The organism is Kluyvera georgiana (assembly GCF_050990895.1).
Classification (GTDB): Bacteria; Pseudomonadota; Gammaproteobacteria; order Enterobacterales; family Enterobacteriaceae; genus Kluyvera; species Kluyvera georgiana.
The window spans coordinates 2389868-2407056 of the sequence record NZ_CP158865.1; the positions used below are offsets into that span (position 1 = coordinate 2389868).

Genomic DNA, 17189 nt, shown 5'->3' on the forward strand with positions numbered 1-17189 from the left:
GGGCGATGTATCGTTGCCGGCACCCTTTATTAGTTACAACATACATTTTTCTTGTCTTATTATCTCCCTGAAACACCGAGCAAAAGGGTCTTGCAGCAAGAGAGAACCCCGCAAAGCATACCATTGCAGCGTTATCAGCGCTTGAATACATGATGAAGATCACGTTTAATACACAACTTATTAACCTGATTGATATAAAAATGATCGTTCGTCCTCACCAGCACTGGCTGGCTCGCATTTTTGTTTGGCACGGCTCGGTACTGCCGAAAATTTTCTCGCGTTTACTGCTCAATTTTCTGCTATCGATTGTGGTGCTCCTCATTTTGCCGTGGTATTCATCGCTTGGCGTAAAGTTGACCGTCGCGCCGTTCAGTATTCTCGGCGTGGCCATCGCTATCTTTCTTGGTTTTCGTAATAACGCCTGCTATTCACGCTATGTAGAAGCGAGGCAGCTGTGGGGACAATTGATGATTGCCTCGCGTTCTTTGCTGCGCGAGGTCAAAAATACGCTCTCTGACGATCCGCATGTGAGTGAATTTGTCGGTCTGCAGATTGCCTTTGCGCATTGCCTTCGTTTGACCCTCCGCCGTCAGCCGACGCGCGCAGTGCTGGCAAAATATCTCAGCGAGCCGCATCTCAATCAGGTACTGGCCGCGCAGTCTCCGGCAAACCGAATTTTGTTGATTATGGGGGATTGGCTGGCGCAGCGCCGTCGGGCGGGTGAGCTGTCGGATATTCTGTTCCACAGTCTGAATATTCGTCTCAACGATATGTCTATCGTGCTGGCGGGCTGTGAGCGTATTGCCAATACGCCGGTACCGTTCGCCTATTCGCTGATCCTGCACCGTACCGTCTATTTGTTCTGCATCATGCTGCCGTTCGCACTGGTTGTCGATTTGCACTATATGACGCCATTTATCTCGGTGCTCATTTCGTACACTTTTATCTCTCTTGACACGTTAGCGGAAGAGCTTGAAGAACCCTTCGGTATGGAAAATAATGATTTACCGCTGGATGCTATCTGCAATGCCATCGAGATCGACCTGCTGCAAATGAACGATGCTACGGAGATACCTGCGCGCCTTACCGTCGACAAGTATTATCAACTCAGCTAAGAGGTGACCCGTGAACGTCGTGAACCGTCCCATTCAGGTAGAAGATAAAGCCCAGTGGCTCGCGCTGTGGAAAGGATATAACGACTTTTATGGCAGCAATCTTGCTGATGAGATCACCGAGCATACCTGGCAGCGGATACTGAGTCCTGAATCGCCTATTTTTGGCCGGGTTGCCGTGGTGGATGGACGCGTGGCGGCCTTTGCGCTGTGTGTTTTACATGAAGGTACCTGGGTCAGTTCACCGATTTGCTATCTGGAAGATTTGTTTGTTGATCCGGCATTTCGCGGCTTAGGCATTGCTCGTCAGCTCATGCAATTCGTGCTAAATGAGGGTAAAGAGCAGGGATGGTCACGTTTCTACTGGCATACTCGTATTCATAATCCTGCGCGTAAGCTTTATGATGAATTCATCGCCGCGGATGATTACGTACGATATTGTGTTAGGCTTTAAACCAGATACACAGAATAAATTATTAGGTTTTCCGTGTTTAATGGTTGCAGCGACATGAGGAGAATCAAAATGGAAAGGCGCATCGAGACTACTGTGAACATCATCCTGTTCATTTCACTGTTTGCTACCGCCTGGGACCTGTCGCTGGTTCGTTCTTTTAGCTGGTAAGTTAAAACAGGCATAGCGAAAACTGTCAATACGGGCGCAGAACCTGCTGCGCCCATGTCCATTGCATGAACATGCCAATAATCAACGGCTTTAGGCTAATTACCCACAAGGTTGTGCACCGTTTCTGTGGATAACATTGGCCGTTTCAACCCTGAAACGTTTTACGCCACTCGCCGGGACTGACGCCCATTTTTTCACGAAAGGTCTGACGAAACGTGATAGATGACTGAAAGCCCGCACGTTCCGCAACCTGTTCAATAGACAGCTGGCTACTTTCCAGTAGCCATTGACTACGTCGTAGTCGTTCTGCTGTCACCCATTCACCAATTGACATCCCCATGGCCTTCTGGAAATGGCGGGTCAGGGAACGGCGACTCATCGCTGCGCGTGCGGCTAGCGTATCAATACTGAGCGGTGTTCCGAGATTCTGCTGTAAGAAATCCAGCAGGTTAGTGATGCGCTTATCGTAGCTCCGTTGCGACAACGTTTGCTCAATGTATTGTGCCTGGCCGCCTTCCCGATGAGGCGGTGTGACCATACGTCGGGCTATCTGGTTGGCGACCTTTGTGCCAAAACGCTGACGAATAACATAGAGACAACAGTCCAGCGCCGCGGCGGTACCGGCGGAGGTGATAAGACCATCGTCGTCGGTATAAAGCACGTTAACGTCGAGCTGCACGTGGGGAAATAAGCGTAGAAACGCGTTTTCATACTCCCAGTGAGTCACGGCGCGATGCTGGTCCAGTAACCCTGCATAAGCCAATGCGAAGGTGCCGAGGCACAGACCGACCAGCGTGGCGCCGTTATGACGTGCAGCGACCAGCGCGTCAAGCAGCGCGGGTGAGGGTTTTTCATCCACATTCCGCCAGAAGGGAACAATGACGATCTCGCATTGAGCAAGGGTAGAAAAATCAGCATCAGCGATGACCGCTGTGCCTTCCCTGGACCAGATCATCCCTGGCGTTTCTGCGCATATATAGCGTGTGAAACGCTTTTCACTGCTGACGCTATCGCCAAAGAGAATCAGCGGCACCGAAAAATGGAATGTGCTGAAGCCTTCGCTGGCGACGATAGCAATCGAGGTGGCGGTCATAGCGTTTTCTCTCGTTAATATGTGACAGTGTCACCATCTGCAGGAGCGCTGACAAAGGTTTCAATCTCATTATCTCGCGCGTATTCCAGCAAGGCACTGCGCGTAACAAGACAGTGATTGAGAGCCTCCATATGAGTGGCGACGATCTGCGCCTGCGGTAACAGGCAGTGGGCTTTGAGGACATCTTCCATTCCGAAGATGATGGGGCCAAAGCCCAGCAGGTGTGCCCAACCGGTATTCATGATAACCACATCGGGCTGATAACGGCGCAGGTTCTCTTCGATACCTTTGGTCCAGATTGAATCGCCAATCAGATAGAGCGTTTTTTCATCAGGATGCTGGAATACCACACCGCAGGCCTCCCCAAGACGCTGAGCCAGCTCAGGAATCGCATAGGCTGCGTCAGAGCCATGTTGACCATGGGTTTTGGTCAACATGATATCGCCAAACCGGCTGGTGTCGGAAAGCTGGCGTAATTGGGTAAACCCCTGAGCGCGGAGAATGGCCTCGTCGCTGGCATTCTGAACGTAAATCTGCATGGATTTCGGAATCGCAGCCGCCGCCGCATCGTCCCAATGGTCGGGATGAGTATGTGTCACAATGATGGCGTCTACATCCAGCAGGCGCTCGATGGGGACGGGTAACTCGACCAACGGGTTACGAAGGTGAGCGCGTGCGGTGCCTGCAAAGCCTGGATAGGCGTCTTTTTCCGCCAGCATTGGGTCAATAAGGAAACGTTTACCCGCATAAGCGATCAATTGAGTTGCATTGCGTATTTGCATGATGTTCATCATCAAAATCCTGTATTGCGGTCAGTGAAGAGAGTATGGGGCAGCGCTAAAAACTCAGCCATTGGCTGAAAGCCAGTTTTCGATGAAATTGGGCCAATTTTTTTCTATCTGCTGTCGAAACAATGCCATTCAGGCATGGAAAGTATGAAAAATCAGTATGTAAAAAGAGCTGGTTGTCCGTAGACAGTGAAGGGAATTTGTATTTATCATACAAATGAAGTCAGCCATAGCGCATACGCGTACTATTCATTCATTACTGGGTCTTTGATTATGTCCGCAGAAGTTAATGCACTCATTGTGCTCGCCCAACTTAACGAAACAAAAGGTTTTTACCGCCGCGCTTTACGTATCTGGCGGGAAGTCTCGACACATTTTGACGCCGATAAAACCCAGTGCCGACTGGCAGCGGAGAAAATAGATACCTGCAGTTTACATTTACTAATAAAATCGCCTGCGGTTGCACTTACAGGAAACGATAAGAGGCAACACATTGAGCGGGATAAAATAAGAATTCAGCAGTTGCTACAGCAGGGATATAGCATTAAAGAAATCCAGCTTATCACCGGGAGATCGAGTGCGTTTATCTATAAATATAATCCACGAAGCAAACCTATCCATTAGTAACCGGATGGCGGAACACCGAATGCCTGGCGAAAAGCATAGCTAAATGCAGCCGTGCTGGAATAACCCACTTCCAGAGCAACGGCAGTGACATTCTTATTTTTCTTCAGCAGCATGACCGATTCCAGAATTCGCATTTTCTGTTTCCATGCGCTAAAGGGAAGACCGGTCTCTTTTTTGAAATGGCGGGAAAAAGTACGGGTCGACATTCCCAGATGATCGGCCCAATATTCCATTGAATGCTCCAGTCCCGGCGATTCCTGAATCGTTCTGCATACTTCTATCAGTGCGGCATTATGCGGCCACGGTAGCATCAACTCCACCTCCGGCAGCTGCAAAATAACGTCAAGCAGCACGCTCACCAGTTGCCCCTCTTTACCGGAAATGTCATAGCGCTCTGGCGTGTTTGTGGTGGCATAATGAATGAATTCGCGGGCAAAATCGCTGATTGTCACCATTTTGCACTCGTTAATCGGCACGGGTAAAAATGCCGGTTCGATATCCACACTCTCCAGATGGACATCATCCAGCGCCCATACCGCATGCGTGATATTGTGCGGGATCCAGATTCCATAATGCGCCGGAATCACCCAACATTTTCCTGCTACATCGATGCGCATGCTGCCGGTACGGGCAAAGTGAAATTGAGCGAAGGCATGGCTGTGGTCGGCAACATGATTATTGGCTTCAAGCACATACGAGCGAAAATAAACCGACTGCGGCAGCTCTTTCATCGAATCGTCCTGCGATGAAAACCACTTCTTAGGCTGTATGCTGGTAAAAGGGGGGCGCTTGTCGACCATAATGGCGTCTACTCGATAAATAATGTCCTGACATCATAATACATACCATCGTGTTATCAATGATAATCTCACGCAGAATATAATGTTGATGACGGATTAGGATTATGGCGACGGTTTGCTCTGACGTAATAAATGTTGAAGAATTGAATGATAATTGGTCGCGAATGGCTAACGAACTGCTTCAGCAGGCGGATATCAAAATTAACGGTTCGCGCCCCTGGGATATTCAGGTCCATCACGCTGATTTTTTTAAGCGCGTTTTTCAGCAGGGTTCTCTTGGTTTTGGCGAAAGTTATATGGACGGTTGGTGGGATTGTGACCGACTGGATGTTCTGTTCTATAAAATTCTCAAAGGCAAACTGGATAAACAGATGCCGGGAAATCTGAAAGATATTCTGCGCATTGCCGGTGCACGATTATTTAATCTTCAGTCGCGTCGGCGTTCCTGGATTGTTGGCAAAGAACACTATGATATTGGCAACGATCTCTTCGCTCGCATGCTTGATCCCCACATGCAGTATTCCTGCGCTTACTGGCGAGAAGCGGATACGCTTGAACAGGCACAGAACGCCAAGCTGAAGATGATTTGTGAAAAATTACAGCTCAAGCCCGGTATGCGTCTGCTGGATATTGGCTGCGGCTGGGGAGGACTGGCAGCCTACGCCGCGCAACACTATGGCGTTAGCGTTGATGGCGTGACCATCTCGCAAGAACAGCAGAAAATGGCACAGCAGCGTGGCGAAGGTTTAGACATTACGATCCTGCTTCAGGATTATCGCGATTTGGATAAAACATACGATCGCATTGTGTCTGTGGGAATGTTCGAGCACGTCGGGCCGAAAAACTATGACACCTACTTTAGCGTAGTCGATCGCTGTCTGAAGAAAGATGGACTGTTCTTGTTGCATACCATTGGCAGCAATGAAAGCGGCGTAAACGTCGACCCGTGGATCAACAAGTACATTTTTCCGAACGGCTGTCTGCCGTCGATTCGTCAAATCGCCAGCGTTAGCGAAAAACGACTGATCATGGAAGACTGGCACAATTTTGGCAGTGATTACGACAAAACGTTGATGGCGTGGCATCAACGTTTTAACGATGCCTGGCCCGAACTGGCCCTACGTTACACTCCACGTTTTCGTCGAATGTTTAACTACTACCTGTGTGCCTGTGCTGGCGCATTTCGCGCCCGTGATATCGAACTTTGGCAGGTGCTGTTCAGCCGCGGTAAGGAAGGCGGGATGTACGTTTATCGTTAATTCGTGAAGGGTGGCATAGGATGCTATGCCACCCTTGAATCAGTTTGTTTTCAGAACATCCCGTAAAGCAGCGCTGATACCGTCAGAATTCCGCTGACCATCACCATGATTGAGATCACACCGCGCATCGGTTTCAGCGCAGCCCGGGTAAAGATTAGCCAGGTAGGAATAATAAACAAGAAAATAGCGATTAACGGACCACAAAGCGTTTCGATCATATTAATGACATCCGGGTTAATATAAACCACCAGCGATGTGACAATAAACATTAAGACCGAAATCATTAATTTAATCTGCTTAATATGGCTGGTCCGCTTAATGCCCAACAGGTCCGTTGCTAAGACGTTAAATGTTTCGGCCACCGGCATTGAAATACCTAAAAATGATTTAGTCATCCCCAGAATCGCAATCAGTGGTGCCAGATAGATCATCACATTCATACCGTCATTACCGCCGATAACCGACAGCACGTTGAGGTTTTGCGCTTTGGCCATTTCGAAGGTTTCACGCGGGGTGCTTAAAATGCAGCTCAGCACGAAGAAAATAATGCTGAAAAATATCAGACCATAGGCGCGACGAATAACGCGAACGGATTGGGTTTCCCCACCGTTGCCCGGTTCGCGATACCAGGATGCCAACGCCGGAATCAGCGGCGCGGAGCAGAGTGAAAAGGCGATCAGCGGCAGCGTTAGCCACAAATCCTTCAGCGAATTACCTACCGAAGTGGCGTGTGTCAGTTGCCAGGCGTGGGTAATATTGCTGATGTTCCACGCCGGGATTTGCGAAGCGGCCACCACGATAATGGCGATGGCAAACGGCAGCGCCAGTGCGCTCATGGTGCTGACCACTTTATCGCGGCCTTTACTGAGAACGAGATGCAAAATAGCGAGCACCACCAGCGTCAGTGACGCGCGGTTGAAGCCGGTAAAATGAAGGCGTTCGTTCAGAAAATGGCTGAGGGCGTTTATGAGCGAAACAGCGTACACCAACGTGACTGGATAATGCGCAACACAGAAAAACAGCTTCATCGCCTGACGGCCTTTGGCGCTGAAGAAAGAGCCAAAGAGCGGCAGCGTGCGGTCGTTTTGCGTTTGCCCAGCGTTATCACGCATAAAAACACGGCAAATCAGTACATGCGGCACTAACGATAGCGGGAAACCGAGTAGGAGCAGGAGAATAAAGACGAGCGGACCACGCGTGCCGATTTCTACCGGCAGGAAAAGCGTACCTGCTCCGACGGTAGCGCCATACACACCCATCATCCAGATGGTGTCCTTCTTCGTCCATTGAGGACGAGATATTACGGTGTCTTTAGTCATAGTACTCATATATATCGAGAATAACGCGAACGTTAATGGGCGAATTATTGGGTATCCAAACGGGAAGGAAATGTAGAGGGATGAGGTCTTTTTATTATTTATTCATAATGCTTGTTTTCAATATTACGGGGACCGCAGCGGCGGCTGCAAGCTTTTTTTCTTATTATTCGTGAGATAAGAAGATATTAATGAATATAATTCACACCGATGTAACTTATCTCTATTTTTATTAAAGGAATCAGCCAGTAGTGGCTGATTCCTTGTGGTTATTATTTCCCCCAGCGGCTTTTTAAATAATCGACGGCCTTCTGCGTTTGCGGCTGTTCCAGATAGCCTTCACGGAACAGAATCGTACCGTTGATGTTGGCAGCTGATTCATTCAGGTCGATTTGCTTTTTCAGCTCGGGCACGCCGCCTTCGATGGTCCAGTCTGGCTCATTCCTGGAGGGTTCACCCACTTTATACAGCGCGATGCCAATATACAGGCGCGTGTTGGTCGGTTTAACCACATCAGCCCACCATTTGGCCAGCACGTCGTAACGCGCTGCATCACGGGCAAACGGCCAGTAAATCTGCGGGGCGATATAATCGAGCAGACCTTGTTGCACCCACTGACGGGTATCAGCATAGGATTCATCGTAGGCTGCCGCACCGCGAGTCTCCGAACCCGCCGGATCGTGCGAACGGTTACGCCACACGCCGGCAGGACTCACGCCAAACTCGACATTCGGCTTCAACTGTTTAATGGTGCGGGAGACCTGGGCGATTAATTCCTGCGTATTGTGTCGACGCCAGTCTGCTTTAGAAGCAAACCCCTGACCGTAACGACGGAAGGTAACCGTGTCGTTTAGAGAGGAACCGGCGGTTTCAGTATAGAAATAATCGTCAAACTGCACGCCATCGATGTCATAGCGTGAAACCACCTCGGCAACGATGCTGGTGATCCAATCACGCGCTTCCGGAATGCCAGGGTCGAGGACAAAACGATCGCTGGCCGTGCGAATCCAGTCACGATGTAACACAAACACGCTCGGAGGCGTCATAGACAAAGTGTTATTGAGCGCGGTGACGGTAGAAGGTTTGGTATTGGTCGAAACCCGATACGGGTTGAACCAGGCATGGACTTTCATGCCGCGTTTGTGCGCTTCGTCGAGCATAAACTGCAGCGGATCGTAGCCAGGATATTCGCCAATATTCCCGGTCATCACATCAGACCAGGGGAGAATGTCCGATTTCCACAGCGCCGTCGCATCCGGTTTCACCTGGAAAAAAACGGTGTTGATACCGAGGCTTTTCAAGTTATCCAGCTTCGCTCGCAGCGCTGCCTGCTGTTGTTCAACGCGCAGGCTGGCGTTTCCTGCACTGATGGAACTTATCGGCGGCCAGTCCAGACGCGAGACCGTCGTCAGCCAGACGCCACGCATCGGTTCGTTGCTCTGCTGTGAACTACCCGGTTTCACGGTAGAGGATGGCGTCGTCGATTGTTTCGAATCGCAGCTAACCAGTAAGAACGCGGCAAGGATCAGCGCGCTGGCCTTTTTCAGGGTGGAGAGGCGGGAAAAACGAAAAGAGCTGGAAGTCATAGGTGCCGTTATTCGGGTTGTCACGAGTGGGGAACATTTTCGTACTATTTGCGGCGAAGTCAATCGCTTAGCCAGCAGGGAGCGTGACCTTTACTGACCCTGACCAGCGAATGTTCGGTTAATGCGCGCTAAGCCATTATAATTTTGATAAAAACCGATTATTACTTTGATAATTTCCGTACAGCACGGCACGAATTCTGCCCATTCCTCGTTCGACAGACCGTTTTCGCCCTGTGATTTACCATTAACGCGGGCGCAATCACAAAAACGCACTCTAACATCCACCTCGTTGATTTCTGGCACAAATCTTGGATTCGTACGTAACGATGGGCTTTTCCCGTAACGACTTACAGGATTGATAATAAGGGGGAACGTTATGTGTGCTTTGCGTTCAGCGTCGCCAGGACGCGTGGATGGATTGGCGAAAGTCAAAGGAACCGCCATATACGGCGATGATATTACGTTGCCGGATATGCTCTACGGCGTTTGCCGCTATGCGGATATCCCAGCGGGCAAAATCGAAGAGCTGGATCTCAACGAGGCGCTGGCGGTAGAGGGCGTAGTCAGGATTGCGACCTGGCAGGATATTCCCGGCACGCCGGTGGTCGGCGTTATCGTTAAAGATTACCTGCCTATCGTCAAAGATGAGGTGGTCTTTCACGGCGACGTTATCGCCGTTGTCGCCGCGACCACCTATGAGGCGGCATGCGAAGCAGCCGACAAAATCCACGTGCGCTACACGCCTTATGCGCCGCTAACCGACGTGGAATCCGCGCTGGCGCCGGATGCACGGCGAATTCATCCGCATCGTGATGACAATATTGCTGCGCATCACCACACGATTAAAGGTGATATCGAAAAGGGATTTGCCGATTCCCGGCATATCCTTGAGCGTGAATATGAGGTGGGATTCCAGGAACACGCCTATATTGAGCCGGAAGTGGTGCTGACCTGGCTTGATCCTACCGATGGCAGCCTGATTATTTCAGGTTCCATTCAGAACCCGCACCGGGTGCGCAGCTTTGTGGCCAAATTTATGGGCTGCCCGCAGAGCCAGATTAACGTCAAGCGCGCGGTGATGGGCGGTTCATTTGGCGGTAAAGACGATGTGATTGACCATCTTGCCTGCCGCTCCGCGCTGCTGACACGGTTGACCGGAAAACCGGTAAAGTTCGCCTATACCCGCGAACATTCCATCATTGAAAGCTGCAAGCGCCACCCGTACAAAATGAAATACAAAGTCGGCTTTAGCGATGCCGGACGTATTCAGGCAATGAAAGTCGATATTTTGGCCGACAGCGGCGGCTATGCGGCCTCATCGCCGTTTGTCACCTGGCGTTCTTCCGTACAGGCGGCAGGGCCTTACGCCATTCCTAACGTGCATATCGATGTGAAAGCGATATACACCAACAACAGTTATACCTCGGCGATGCGCGGTTTTGGTTCACCGCAGGTGGTTTATGCGAATGAATCGTTGATGGATGAAATTGCCGAGTATCTGAATATTTCACCGGTTGAGATACGTGAAATCAACGCGTTACGTCAAGGTGATACGTCCGTAACTGGCCAGGTTTTCGATCAGCATACCGTGTCGGCACGTGAGGTGCTGAAAAAGGCCGCCGCCTCGGCAGAGTTTATGGCCAAGCGTAAGCATTACCATGTGTTGAACGAACAGGGGGGCGTCTATCGTTACGGCATTGGGTTAGCGCTCAGCTATCGCGGCTGCTCCATTGGCGCGGAAGGGGTCGATACCTCAACGGCATTGATTCAGGTGAATGAGGACGGCAGCGTTAACCTCTCCACGTCGGTGTCGGAGAATGGTCAGGGGTTACAAACCACCATGTCTTTGATCGCTGCAGAAGCCTTCGGGATTGCGCTGTGCGATATTCACTTTAGTGAACCGCCGACCTCGGTCATTGGTGACGGGGGATCGACAGCGGCCACGCGCGGGACGATGGTGGGCGGCGGGGCAATTCTGGACGCGGCAGAAAAGATAAAGCGACGTATTCTGAGCGTCGTGGGTGAGACCATCGGCGCGACGCGGCTTGAAGATACCCGCTGGCAGGACGGTTTTATCATCAATAAACAGGATGATAGCCAGCGGATTGCGTTTAATGACGCGGTCAACAAAACCAAATGGGCTAGCGTCAGCCTGACGGAATACGGTTGGTTTGTGCCGCCGCCGATTCACTGGGATGAGGAAAAAGGCTGCGGCAGCCCGTACTTCACATGGGTGTATGGTTGCCAGGTGGCGGAAGTGCGGGTGAACATCAGCACGGGTAAGACCGACCTGCTGCACGTCACCGCCGCGCATGATGTGGGGCATGTGATTAATCCTGTCGGTTTTGAAGGCCAGGTGTGCGGCGGCGTGGCACAGGGCTTCGGGTACGCCTTGCTGGAAGATTTTAACATTGAGCATGGGCAGGTGAAGTCGGAGAACTTTGATAGCTACCTGTTGCCAACCATCAAAGACATTCCCGCCATTACGGTGATCGGGGTGGAAAACCCGGATAAAGCGGGCCCGCTGGGGGCAAAAGGTATCGGCGAACCGGCGACTGAGCTGGCGGCGGCGGCCATCAATAACGCCGTGAGCTTTGCGCTAGGCACGCGTTTTAATAAGCTGCCGCTGACGCTGGAACAGGTGATTCTTGGCTACAACCTGAAGAAACCGGCGCGGCAGAGTGAACTGATGATTGAGCAGGAGAACAAAAAGCAGGTGCTACGGCTGACCGACGTGACCGTGACGCGGCCGAAGACGCTGGATGAAGCCTTGTCACTACTGAAAAGTGACGGTGTCACGGCTATCGCGGGCGGTACCGATGTGATAGTTCAGGGGCGTCTGCAAACCAAATCGATGAAGCTGGTTGATATCTCTCGTCTCAGTGAACTGACCCAGGTGACGGAAGATCCGGACAGCCATGAGGTGTCTATTGGTGCGGCGGTTACCTTTAACCGTATTACCGATCATCCTTTGTTGCGTGAACGTTACCCGCTGCTGGTGCAGGCCTGTCATACCGTCGGCTCTCATCAGATTCGTAACCGCGCCACCATCGGCGGCAATATCGTCAACGCCGCGCCGTGCGGCGACTCAATCCCACCATCGATTCTCTACGACGCCAGCGTTGAACTGCGTTCCCACGCTGCCACGCGGCGCATGTCGCTGGCCGAGTTCCTGCTCTCAGGCTACAAAACCCAACGCCAGCCGGATGAGTTGCTCACCTGCGTGATCCTTCCGCCGCCAGCGCATCCAAAAGCGAAGGGATTCTATCATCAGCTTGGACGACGCAACGCGCTGAACATTACCCGTCAGAGCTTAACCGCGCTGCTGGAGTTCGCCGCTGACGGTACCGTGAGCTACTGCCGCCTGGTTGACGGTGCGCTGTTCAGCAAACCGCAGCGTCTGCTCGACGTTGAGCGTTGTCTGCTGGGTCAGCGCATCACGCCGCAAACCATTGATAGCGCCTGCGAGGTACTGGACAAGCTGATTTATGCCGCGATCGGCAAACGCTGGTCTGCCGCCTATAAGCAGCCGGTTTTTGTCAGCATGTTCCGCGACATGATGACGCAGGCATCCACTCAATAATCAATGAAAGCAGGGCGCTCTGCGCCCTGTCGAGGATAAAACGATGAGTATCATTAAAGTTAAGGTCAACGGCAAACTGGTGGAAGCCAAAGTAGAAGGCAATATGCGTCTGCTGGATTTGGTTCGCAACACGCTGAAGCTAACCGCGACAAAAGAAGGTTGCTCTATTGGTGAATGCGGTGCCTGTACGGTGATGATGGACGGCAAAGCGGTCTGTTCCTGCCTGGTGCTGGCAGAACAATGCGACGAGGCCGAAATTACCACCCTGGAAGGGTTAAACGATAACCCGATCACCCAAAAATTGCAGAAAGCCTTTGTTGAGAAAGGCGGCGTTCAGTGCGGATTCTGTACGCCGGGCGTGCTGGTAAGCACCACTGCGTTACTGGAAGACGTCCCGCAGCCGAGCGATGAACAGCTAAAGGATGTGCTGGAAGGGAATATTTGTCGCTGCACCGGCTACCAGCCGATTCTTGATTCAATCCACCACGCCTTAAAGTCATAATGCGGGTATGGCGCGCCGGGGAGGTTGAAACCTCCCCAACGCCGGTTACGCGTGACTCTCGCTGCATTCCCGCAGCTGTGCTTTGAGCTTCGCATACTCTTCTATGACATAGCGTTCTGCTGCCGCCTGATCGGCAATCGCCTCTACCCGTACCGCACAATACTTGTATTCCGGCGTTTTGGTGATGGGGCTAAGATTTTCCGCGACCAGCTCGTTACAGGCGCCGATCCACCACTGGTAGGTCATGTAAATCGCCCCTTTATTGGGCCTTTCGCTGACTTTGGCCCGGGTAATAATTCGCCCTTTACGCGAGTTCACCCACACCAGCGCTTCATCGACAATACCTAAACGCGCTGCGTCGGCGGTATTGATCTGCGCGTAACCCGGTTCGTCGGCCAGCGTCGAGAGCGCCGAACAGTTGCCGGTCATCGAACGGCAGGAGTAGTGTCCCACTTCACGTACCGTAGAGAGCACCATTGGAAATTCTTCGGTTAATTTATCGATTGGCGCCACCCAATCACAGGTGAAGAGTTTCGCCAGCCCGTTGGGCGTGGAGAAGCGATGTTCAAACAGCCATGAGGTTCCCTTATCCTCCGGCGATTCATCCCGACATGGCCACTGTACGTATCCGAGTTCGCCCATTTTCTCATAGGTGGCGCCGAAGAAATCGGGACATAGCAGCCTTAGTTCATCCCAAATTTCCTGGGTATTGCGGTAGTGCATCGGATAGCCCATACGGGTGGCAATTTCACTGATAATCTGCCAGTCGGTTTTCAGATCCCACTGCGGCTCTACCGCTTTAAAAAAACGCTGGAATCCGCGGTCTGCGGCGGTATAAACACCCTCATGTTCACCCCACGACGTCGAGGGGAGGATGACGTCGGCCGCTGCGGCGGTTTTGGTCATGAAAATGTCCTGCACAATCACCAGCTCCAGCGTCTCAAACGCCTTACGCACCGCCGACAGCTCGGCGTCGGTTTGTAGCGGATCTTCGCCCATAATGTACGCCGCGCGGACTTCCCCATTGGCCGCACGATGCGGTAGCTCGCTAATACGATAGCCGGTATGCGCCGGCAGGTTTTCGACGCCCCAGGCTTTTGCGAACTTCTCGCGGTTTTCGGCGACGTTCACGAACTGATAGCCCGGATAGGTATCCGGCAGGGCGCCCATATCACAGGCTCCCTGAACGTTATTTTGCCCGCGAACCGGGTTGACGCCGACGCTCGCTTTGCCCAGATTGCCGGTCAGAATCGCCAGGCTGGTTAGCGCGCGCACCGTCTCTACGCCCTGGTAGAACTGAGTGACGCCCATACCCCACAGAATGGTGGCCGTCGTGGCGCGGGCATACAGTCGGGCGCACGCGCGAATATCCTGCGCGCTAACGCCGGTAATCTCTTCAACCGACTCCGGCGGATAGCCTTCGACAATTTTGCGGTACTCCTCAAAACCCTCAGACCGCTGGGCAACAAAAGATTTGTCGTAGAGATCCTCCGCAATAATGACGTGGCCGATGGCGTTTAACAGCGCGATATTCGAACCATTTTTTAGGGCCAGATGCATATCGGCAATCCGGGCGGTTTCAATACGCCGGGGGTCACAGACAATAATTTTTGCGCCGTTTCGCTTCGCATTAAGCACATGATTGGCGACGATAGGGTGAGAATCTGCCGGATTGTAGCCGAAGATAAACACCAGGTTACTGTTATCAATTTCGGTGATGGCATTGCTCATGGCGCCGTTACCGACCGATTGGTGCAGACCTGCAACCGAAGGGCCGTGTCAGACGCGCGCGCAGCAGTCGACGTTATTCGTGCCGATGACCGCGCGGGCGAACTTTTGCATCACATAGTTGGTTTCGTTGCCGGTACCCCGCGAAGATCCGGTCGTTTGAATGGCATCGGGGCCATATTGGGCTTTGATCTCGCTAAGCCGCGTGGCGACATAATCCAGCGCCTCGTTCCACGAAACGGCTTCCAGCTTGCCGCCGCGCTGGCGACGTATCATCGGCGTTTGCAAACGTGGCGTCAGAATGCGGGTATCGTGGACAAAATCCCAGCCGTAGTAGCCTTTCAGACATAGCGTACCCTGGTTATTTTTGCCCATCGCCGCTTCGGCGCGCACGATTTTACCGTCGTCGATAACCAGCCTTATTTTGCAACCAGCGGCACAGTAGGGGCATATGGTAGTGACGTTTTTCATGGTGAACATCTTCTCCTTAAAAAGGGTCGGTCGATGAAACGGCTAAAAAAAGGAAAACCAGCAAAACCGACTCTGAATTCCTAATGCCACAGCCGTCTGGACAACCGGCATACTGAGCAGTACCAGCACGAAAGCGGCGATCGTTAAACGTAATAGCATGGTGGCCTCCCTGTGTGGCAAGCGTCGCCGAACGACGCCTGCGAATCAGCGATTATTCTTCCTGATTTTGCTGTTTTTTGACCTTACGCATCAGCAGCAGCATGCGCATGGTGCGCGGCTGGCGGTGAGAAACATGAGAATCGGGAATCAGGCCGGTATGCTTGTTGTAGCCGTTAAAAAACAGGTTCAACGTTACGGCGCTGAAGGTGGCAAGCATAATTCCGCTATGCAGCAGCGGTTGTAACGCGCTGGGGAACTTCGAGAAAAAATCGGCGGAAAGCGTTGGCGTGAGGCCAACCCCCAGACTTATTGCGACGATATAGAGGTTATAACGATTAGTTGAATAGTTGATGCGGGCCAGAATACGGATCCCTGTCGCCAGAACCATGCCAAACATGACCAACCCCGCCCCCCCGAGGACGAACTGCGGAATCGAGGCCACCAGCACTGCCATTTTAGGTACCATGCCAAATAAAATCAGGATCCCGCCGGACGCGACACAGACCCAACGACTATGAACACCGGTGACACCCACCAGCCCAATATTCTGCGAGAATGACGTGTGAGGGAAACTATTGAAAATGCCGCCAAATAGCGTTCCAAAACCATCGACACGTAAACCACGTACGATATCCTGCGGCGTTAATTTGCGACCCACGATTTCACCCAGGGCTAAAAACATCCCCATCGATTCAATAAAGACGATGATGACCACGGCAGTCATCGTAAGAATAGAGATCGGATCAAAAATCGGGGTGCCGAGCGCCAGCGGAGTCACAATGGCAAACCATTTCGCGTCGTATAATCCAGCGAGGCTGACCTCATTCATCATCATTGACAGGATAAAGCCGAAAATAATCCCCAGCAGCACCGCGACGTTAGACATAAAACCTTTCGCAAATCGGGTTACCAGTAGAATAAATAGTAATACCGCAAATGAAATGCCGAGATAAACGGGACTGCCATATTCCGGGTTACCTTTACCACCCGCCGCCCAGTCAATACCAACCTGGATGATACTTAAACCTATAGAAGTAATAACAACACCGGTAACGAGAGGCGGAAATAACGGCATTAATTTACCGATCAGCGGCGCAATAAGCGAGGTAATAATCCCCGCACCGATTGTTGCGCCGAAAATACCCATCAACCCAATATCGGGATTCACGCCAATCGCCAGCATCGGCGTGACTGCGGCGAACGTGACTGACATAATCACCGGCAGACGAATACCCATAAATCGGCCAATGCCAATACATTGTAATAGTGTCACTACGCCGCAGCAGAAGAGGTCGGAGCTTATCAATAGGGCAACGGTGTCTTTACTTAACCCTAACCGGTTGCCAATCATGAGGGGAACGGCAACAGCTCCCGCGTACATCACCAGGACATGCTGTAATCCAAGAATGACCAGCTTGCCCGGGGGAAGGACACGCTCCACCTCATCTACCGCTTTGTTGCTACCAGTGACCGATGGTGGCTGAGAATCAATGGCGCTCATAATATGTTTCTCCTTAATGTTTCACCGTTGGCCATTCATGGC

The 17189-nt window shown here is 51.9% G+C and carries 13 protein-coding genes; 6 read left to right on the forward strand and 7 right to left on the reverse strand.

Going from position 1 to position 17189, the window contains the following annotated elements; genetic code table 11:
• Positions 1–200: 200 nt before the first annotated feature.
• Positions 201–1115 carry a bestrophin family protein gene (locus tag ABTW00_RS11350; RefSeq protein WP_433640788.1) on the forward strand — a complete coding sequence of 305 codons (915 nt, stop codon included), beginning with the start codon at positions 201–203 and terminating at the stop codon, positions 1113–1115.
• Positions 1116–1125: 10 nt separating this feature from the next.
• On the forward strand, positions 1126–1566 hold the full coding sequence (locus ABTW00_RS11355; protein WP_065357761.1) for a GNAT family N-acetyltransferase: 441 nt from the start codon (positions 1126–1128) through the stop codon (positions 1564–1566).
• A gap of 313 nt (positions 1567–1879) precedes the next feature.
• Here ABTW00_RS11355 and ABTW00_RS11360 read toward each other — a convergent pair whose 3' ends face one another.
• Complete coding sequence (locus tag ABTW00_RS11360) at positions 1880–2827, reverse strand: GlxA family transcriptional regulator (RefSeq protein WP_433640790.1); 948 nt, start codon at positions 2825–2827, stop codon at positions 1880–1882.
• Between the two features lie 14 nt (positions 2828–2841).
• A complete protein-coding gene (locus ABTW00_RS11365; protein ID WP_064545453.1) occupies positions 2842–3618 on the reverse strand; it encodes an MBL fold metallo-hydrolase in 777 nt (258 codons plus the stop codon).
• Positions 3619–3888: 270 nt separating this feature from the next.
• Between ABTW00_RS11365 and ABTW00_RS11370 the strand changes: the two genes are divergently transcribed.
• A complete protein-coding gene (locus tag ABTW00_RS11370) occupies positions 3889–4239 on the forward strand; it encodes a PerC family transcriptional regulator (RefSeq protein WP_433640792.1) in 351 nt (116 codons plus the stop codon).
• Here the strand turns inward: ABTW00_RS11370 and ABTW00_RS11375 are convergent.
• Positions 4236–4973 (reverse strand): helix-turn-helix domain-containing protein, encoded by a 738-nt coding sequence (locus ABTW00_RS11375; protein ID WP_083965150.1) that lies wholly within the window; start codon positions 4971–4973, stop codon positions 4236–4238. The two genes, ABTW00_RS11370 and ABTW00_RS11375, sit on opposite strands and share 4 nt — an antisense overlap.
• Positions 4974–5146: 173 nt before the next feature.
• On the opposite strand from ABTW00_RS11375, the gene cfa reads away from it, so the two are divergent.
• Complete coding sequence (gene cfa / locus ABTW00_RS11380; RefSeq protein ID WP_065357759.1) at positions 5147–6301, forward strand: cyclopropane fatty acyl phospholipid synthase; 1155 nt, start codon at positions 5147–5149, stop codon at positions 6299–6301.
• Between the two features lie 50 nt (positions 6302–6351).
• Here cfa and ABTW00_RS11385 read toward each other — a convergent pair whose 3' ends face one another.
• Together ABTW00_RS11385 and ABTW00_RS11390 are read right to left on the reverse strand one after the other, a co-directional pair.
• On the reverse strand, positions 6352–7620 hold the full coding sequence (locus ABTW00_RS11385) for an amino acid permease (protein ID WP_433641015.1): 1269 nt from the start codon (positions 7618–7620) through the stop codon (positions 6352–6354).
• Between the two features lie 269 nt (positions 7621–7889).
• Positions 7890–9203, reverse strand: coding sequence for a glycoside hydrolase family 10 protein (locus tag ABTW00_RS11390; protein WP_433640795.1), 1314 nt, complete (start codon positions 9201–9203; stop codon positions 7890–7892).
• Positions 9204–9579: 376 nt separating this feature from the next.
• Here ABTW00_RS11390 and ABTW00_RS11395 point away from each other — a divergent pair, with 376 nt between their 5' ends.
• Both ABTW00_RS11395 and ABTW00_RS11400 read left to right on the forward strand, forming a co-directional pair.
• Complete coding sequence (locus tag ABTW00_RS11395; RefSeq protein ID WP_433640797.1) at positions 9580–12786, forward strand: molybdopterin cofactor-binding domain-containing protein; 3207 nt, start codon at positions 9580–9582, stop codon at positions 12784–12786.
• Between the two features lie 43 nt (positions 12787–12829).
• Positions 12830–13288, forward strand: coding sequence for a (2Fe-2S)-binding protein (locus tag ABTW00_RS11400; RefSeq protein WP_064545409.1), 459 nt, complete (start codon positions 12830–12832; stop codon positions 13286–13288).
• Between the two features lie 45 nt (positions 13289–13333).
• Here the strand turns inward: ABTW00_RS11400 and fdhF are convergent, their stop codons facing one another.
• Both fdhF and ABTW00_RS11410 read right to left on the reverse strand, forming a co-directional pair.
• Positions 13334–15487 carry a formate dehydrogenase subunit alpha gene (fdhF, locus tag ABTW00_RS11405; protein ID WP_433640800.1) on the reverse strand — a complete coding sequence of 718 codons (2154 nt, stop codon included), beginning with the start codon at positions 15485–15487 and terminating at the stop codon, positions 13334–13336.
• Positions 15488–15698: 211 nt separating this feature from the next.
• Positions 15699–17147: a nucleobase:cation symporter-2 family protein gene (locus tag ABTW00_RS11410; protein WP_433640802.1), complete on the reverse strand. Its 1449-nt coding sequence runs from the start codon at positions 17145–17147 to the stop codon at positions 15699–15701.
• Positions 17148–17189: the final 42 nt, after the last annotated feature.

Excerpts from the sequence above, each read along its gene's own strand:
- ABTW00_RS11350 (WP_433640788.1), top strand. The coding sequence starts at position 201 with ATGATCGTTCGTCCTCACCAGCACTGGCTGGCTCGCATTTTTGTTTGG.
- ABTW00_RS11360 (WP_433640790.1), bottom strand. The coding sequence starts at position 2,827 with ATGACCGCCACCTCGATTGCTATCGTCGCCAGCGAAGGCTTCAGCACA.
- ABTW00_RS11365 (WP_064545453.1), bottom strand. The coding sequence starts at position 3,618 with ATGAACATCATGCAAATACGCAATGCAACTCAATTGATCGCTTATGCG.
- ABTW00_RS11370 (WP_433640792.1), top strand. The coding sequence starts at position 3,889 with ATGTCCGCAGAAGTTAATGCACTCATTGTGCTCGCCCAACTTAACGAA.
- ABTW00_RS11375 (WP_083965150.1), bottom strand. The coding sequence starts at position 4,973 with ATGAAAGAGCTGCCGCAGTCGGTTTATTTTCGCTCGTATGTGCTTGAA.
- cfa (WP_065357759.1), top strand. The coding sequence starts at position 5,147 with ATGGCGACGGTTTGCTCTGACGTAATAAATGTTGAAGAATTGAATGAT.
- ABTW00_RS11385 (WP_433641015.1), bottom strand. The coding sequence starts at position 7,620 with ATGACTAAAGACACCGTAATATCTCGTCCTCAATGGACGAAGAAGGAC.
- ABTW00_RS11390 (WP_433640795.1), bottom strand. The coding sequence starts at position 9,203 with ATGACTTCCAGCTCTTTTCGTTTTTCCCGCCTCTCCACCCTGAAAAAG.
- ABTW00_RS11395 (WP_433640797.1), top strand. The coding sequence starts at position 9,580 with ATGTGTGCTTTGCGTTCAGCGTCGCCAGGACGCGTGGATGGATTGGCG.
- ABTW00_RS11400 (WP_064545409.1), top strand. The coding sequence starts at position 12,830 with ATGAGTATCATTAAAGTTAAGGTCAACGGCAAACTGGTGGAAGCCAAA.
- ABTW00_RS11410 (WP_433640802.1), bottom strand. The coding sequence starts at position 17,147 with ATGAGCGCCATTGATTCTCAGCCACCATCGGTCACTGGTAGCAACAAA.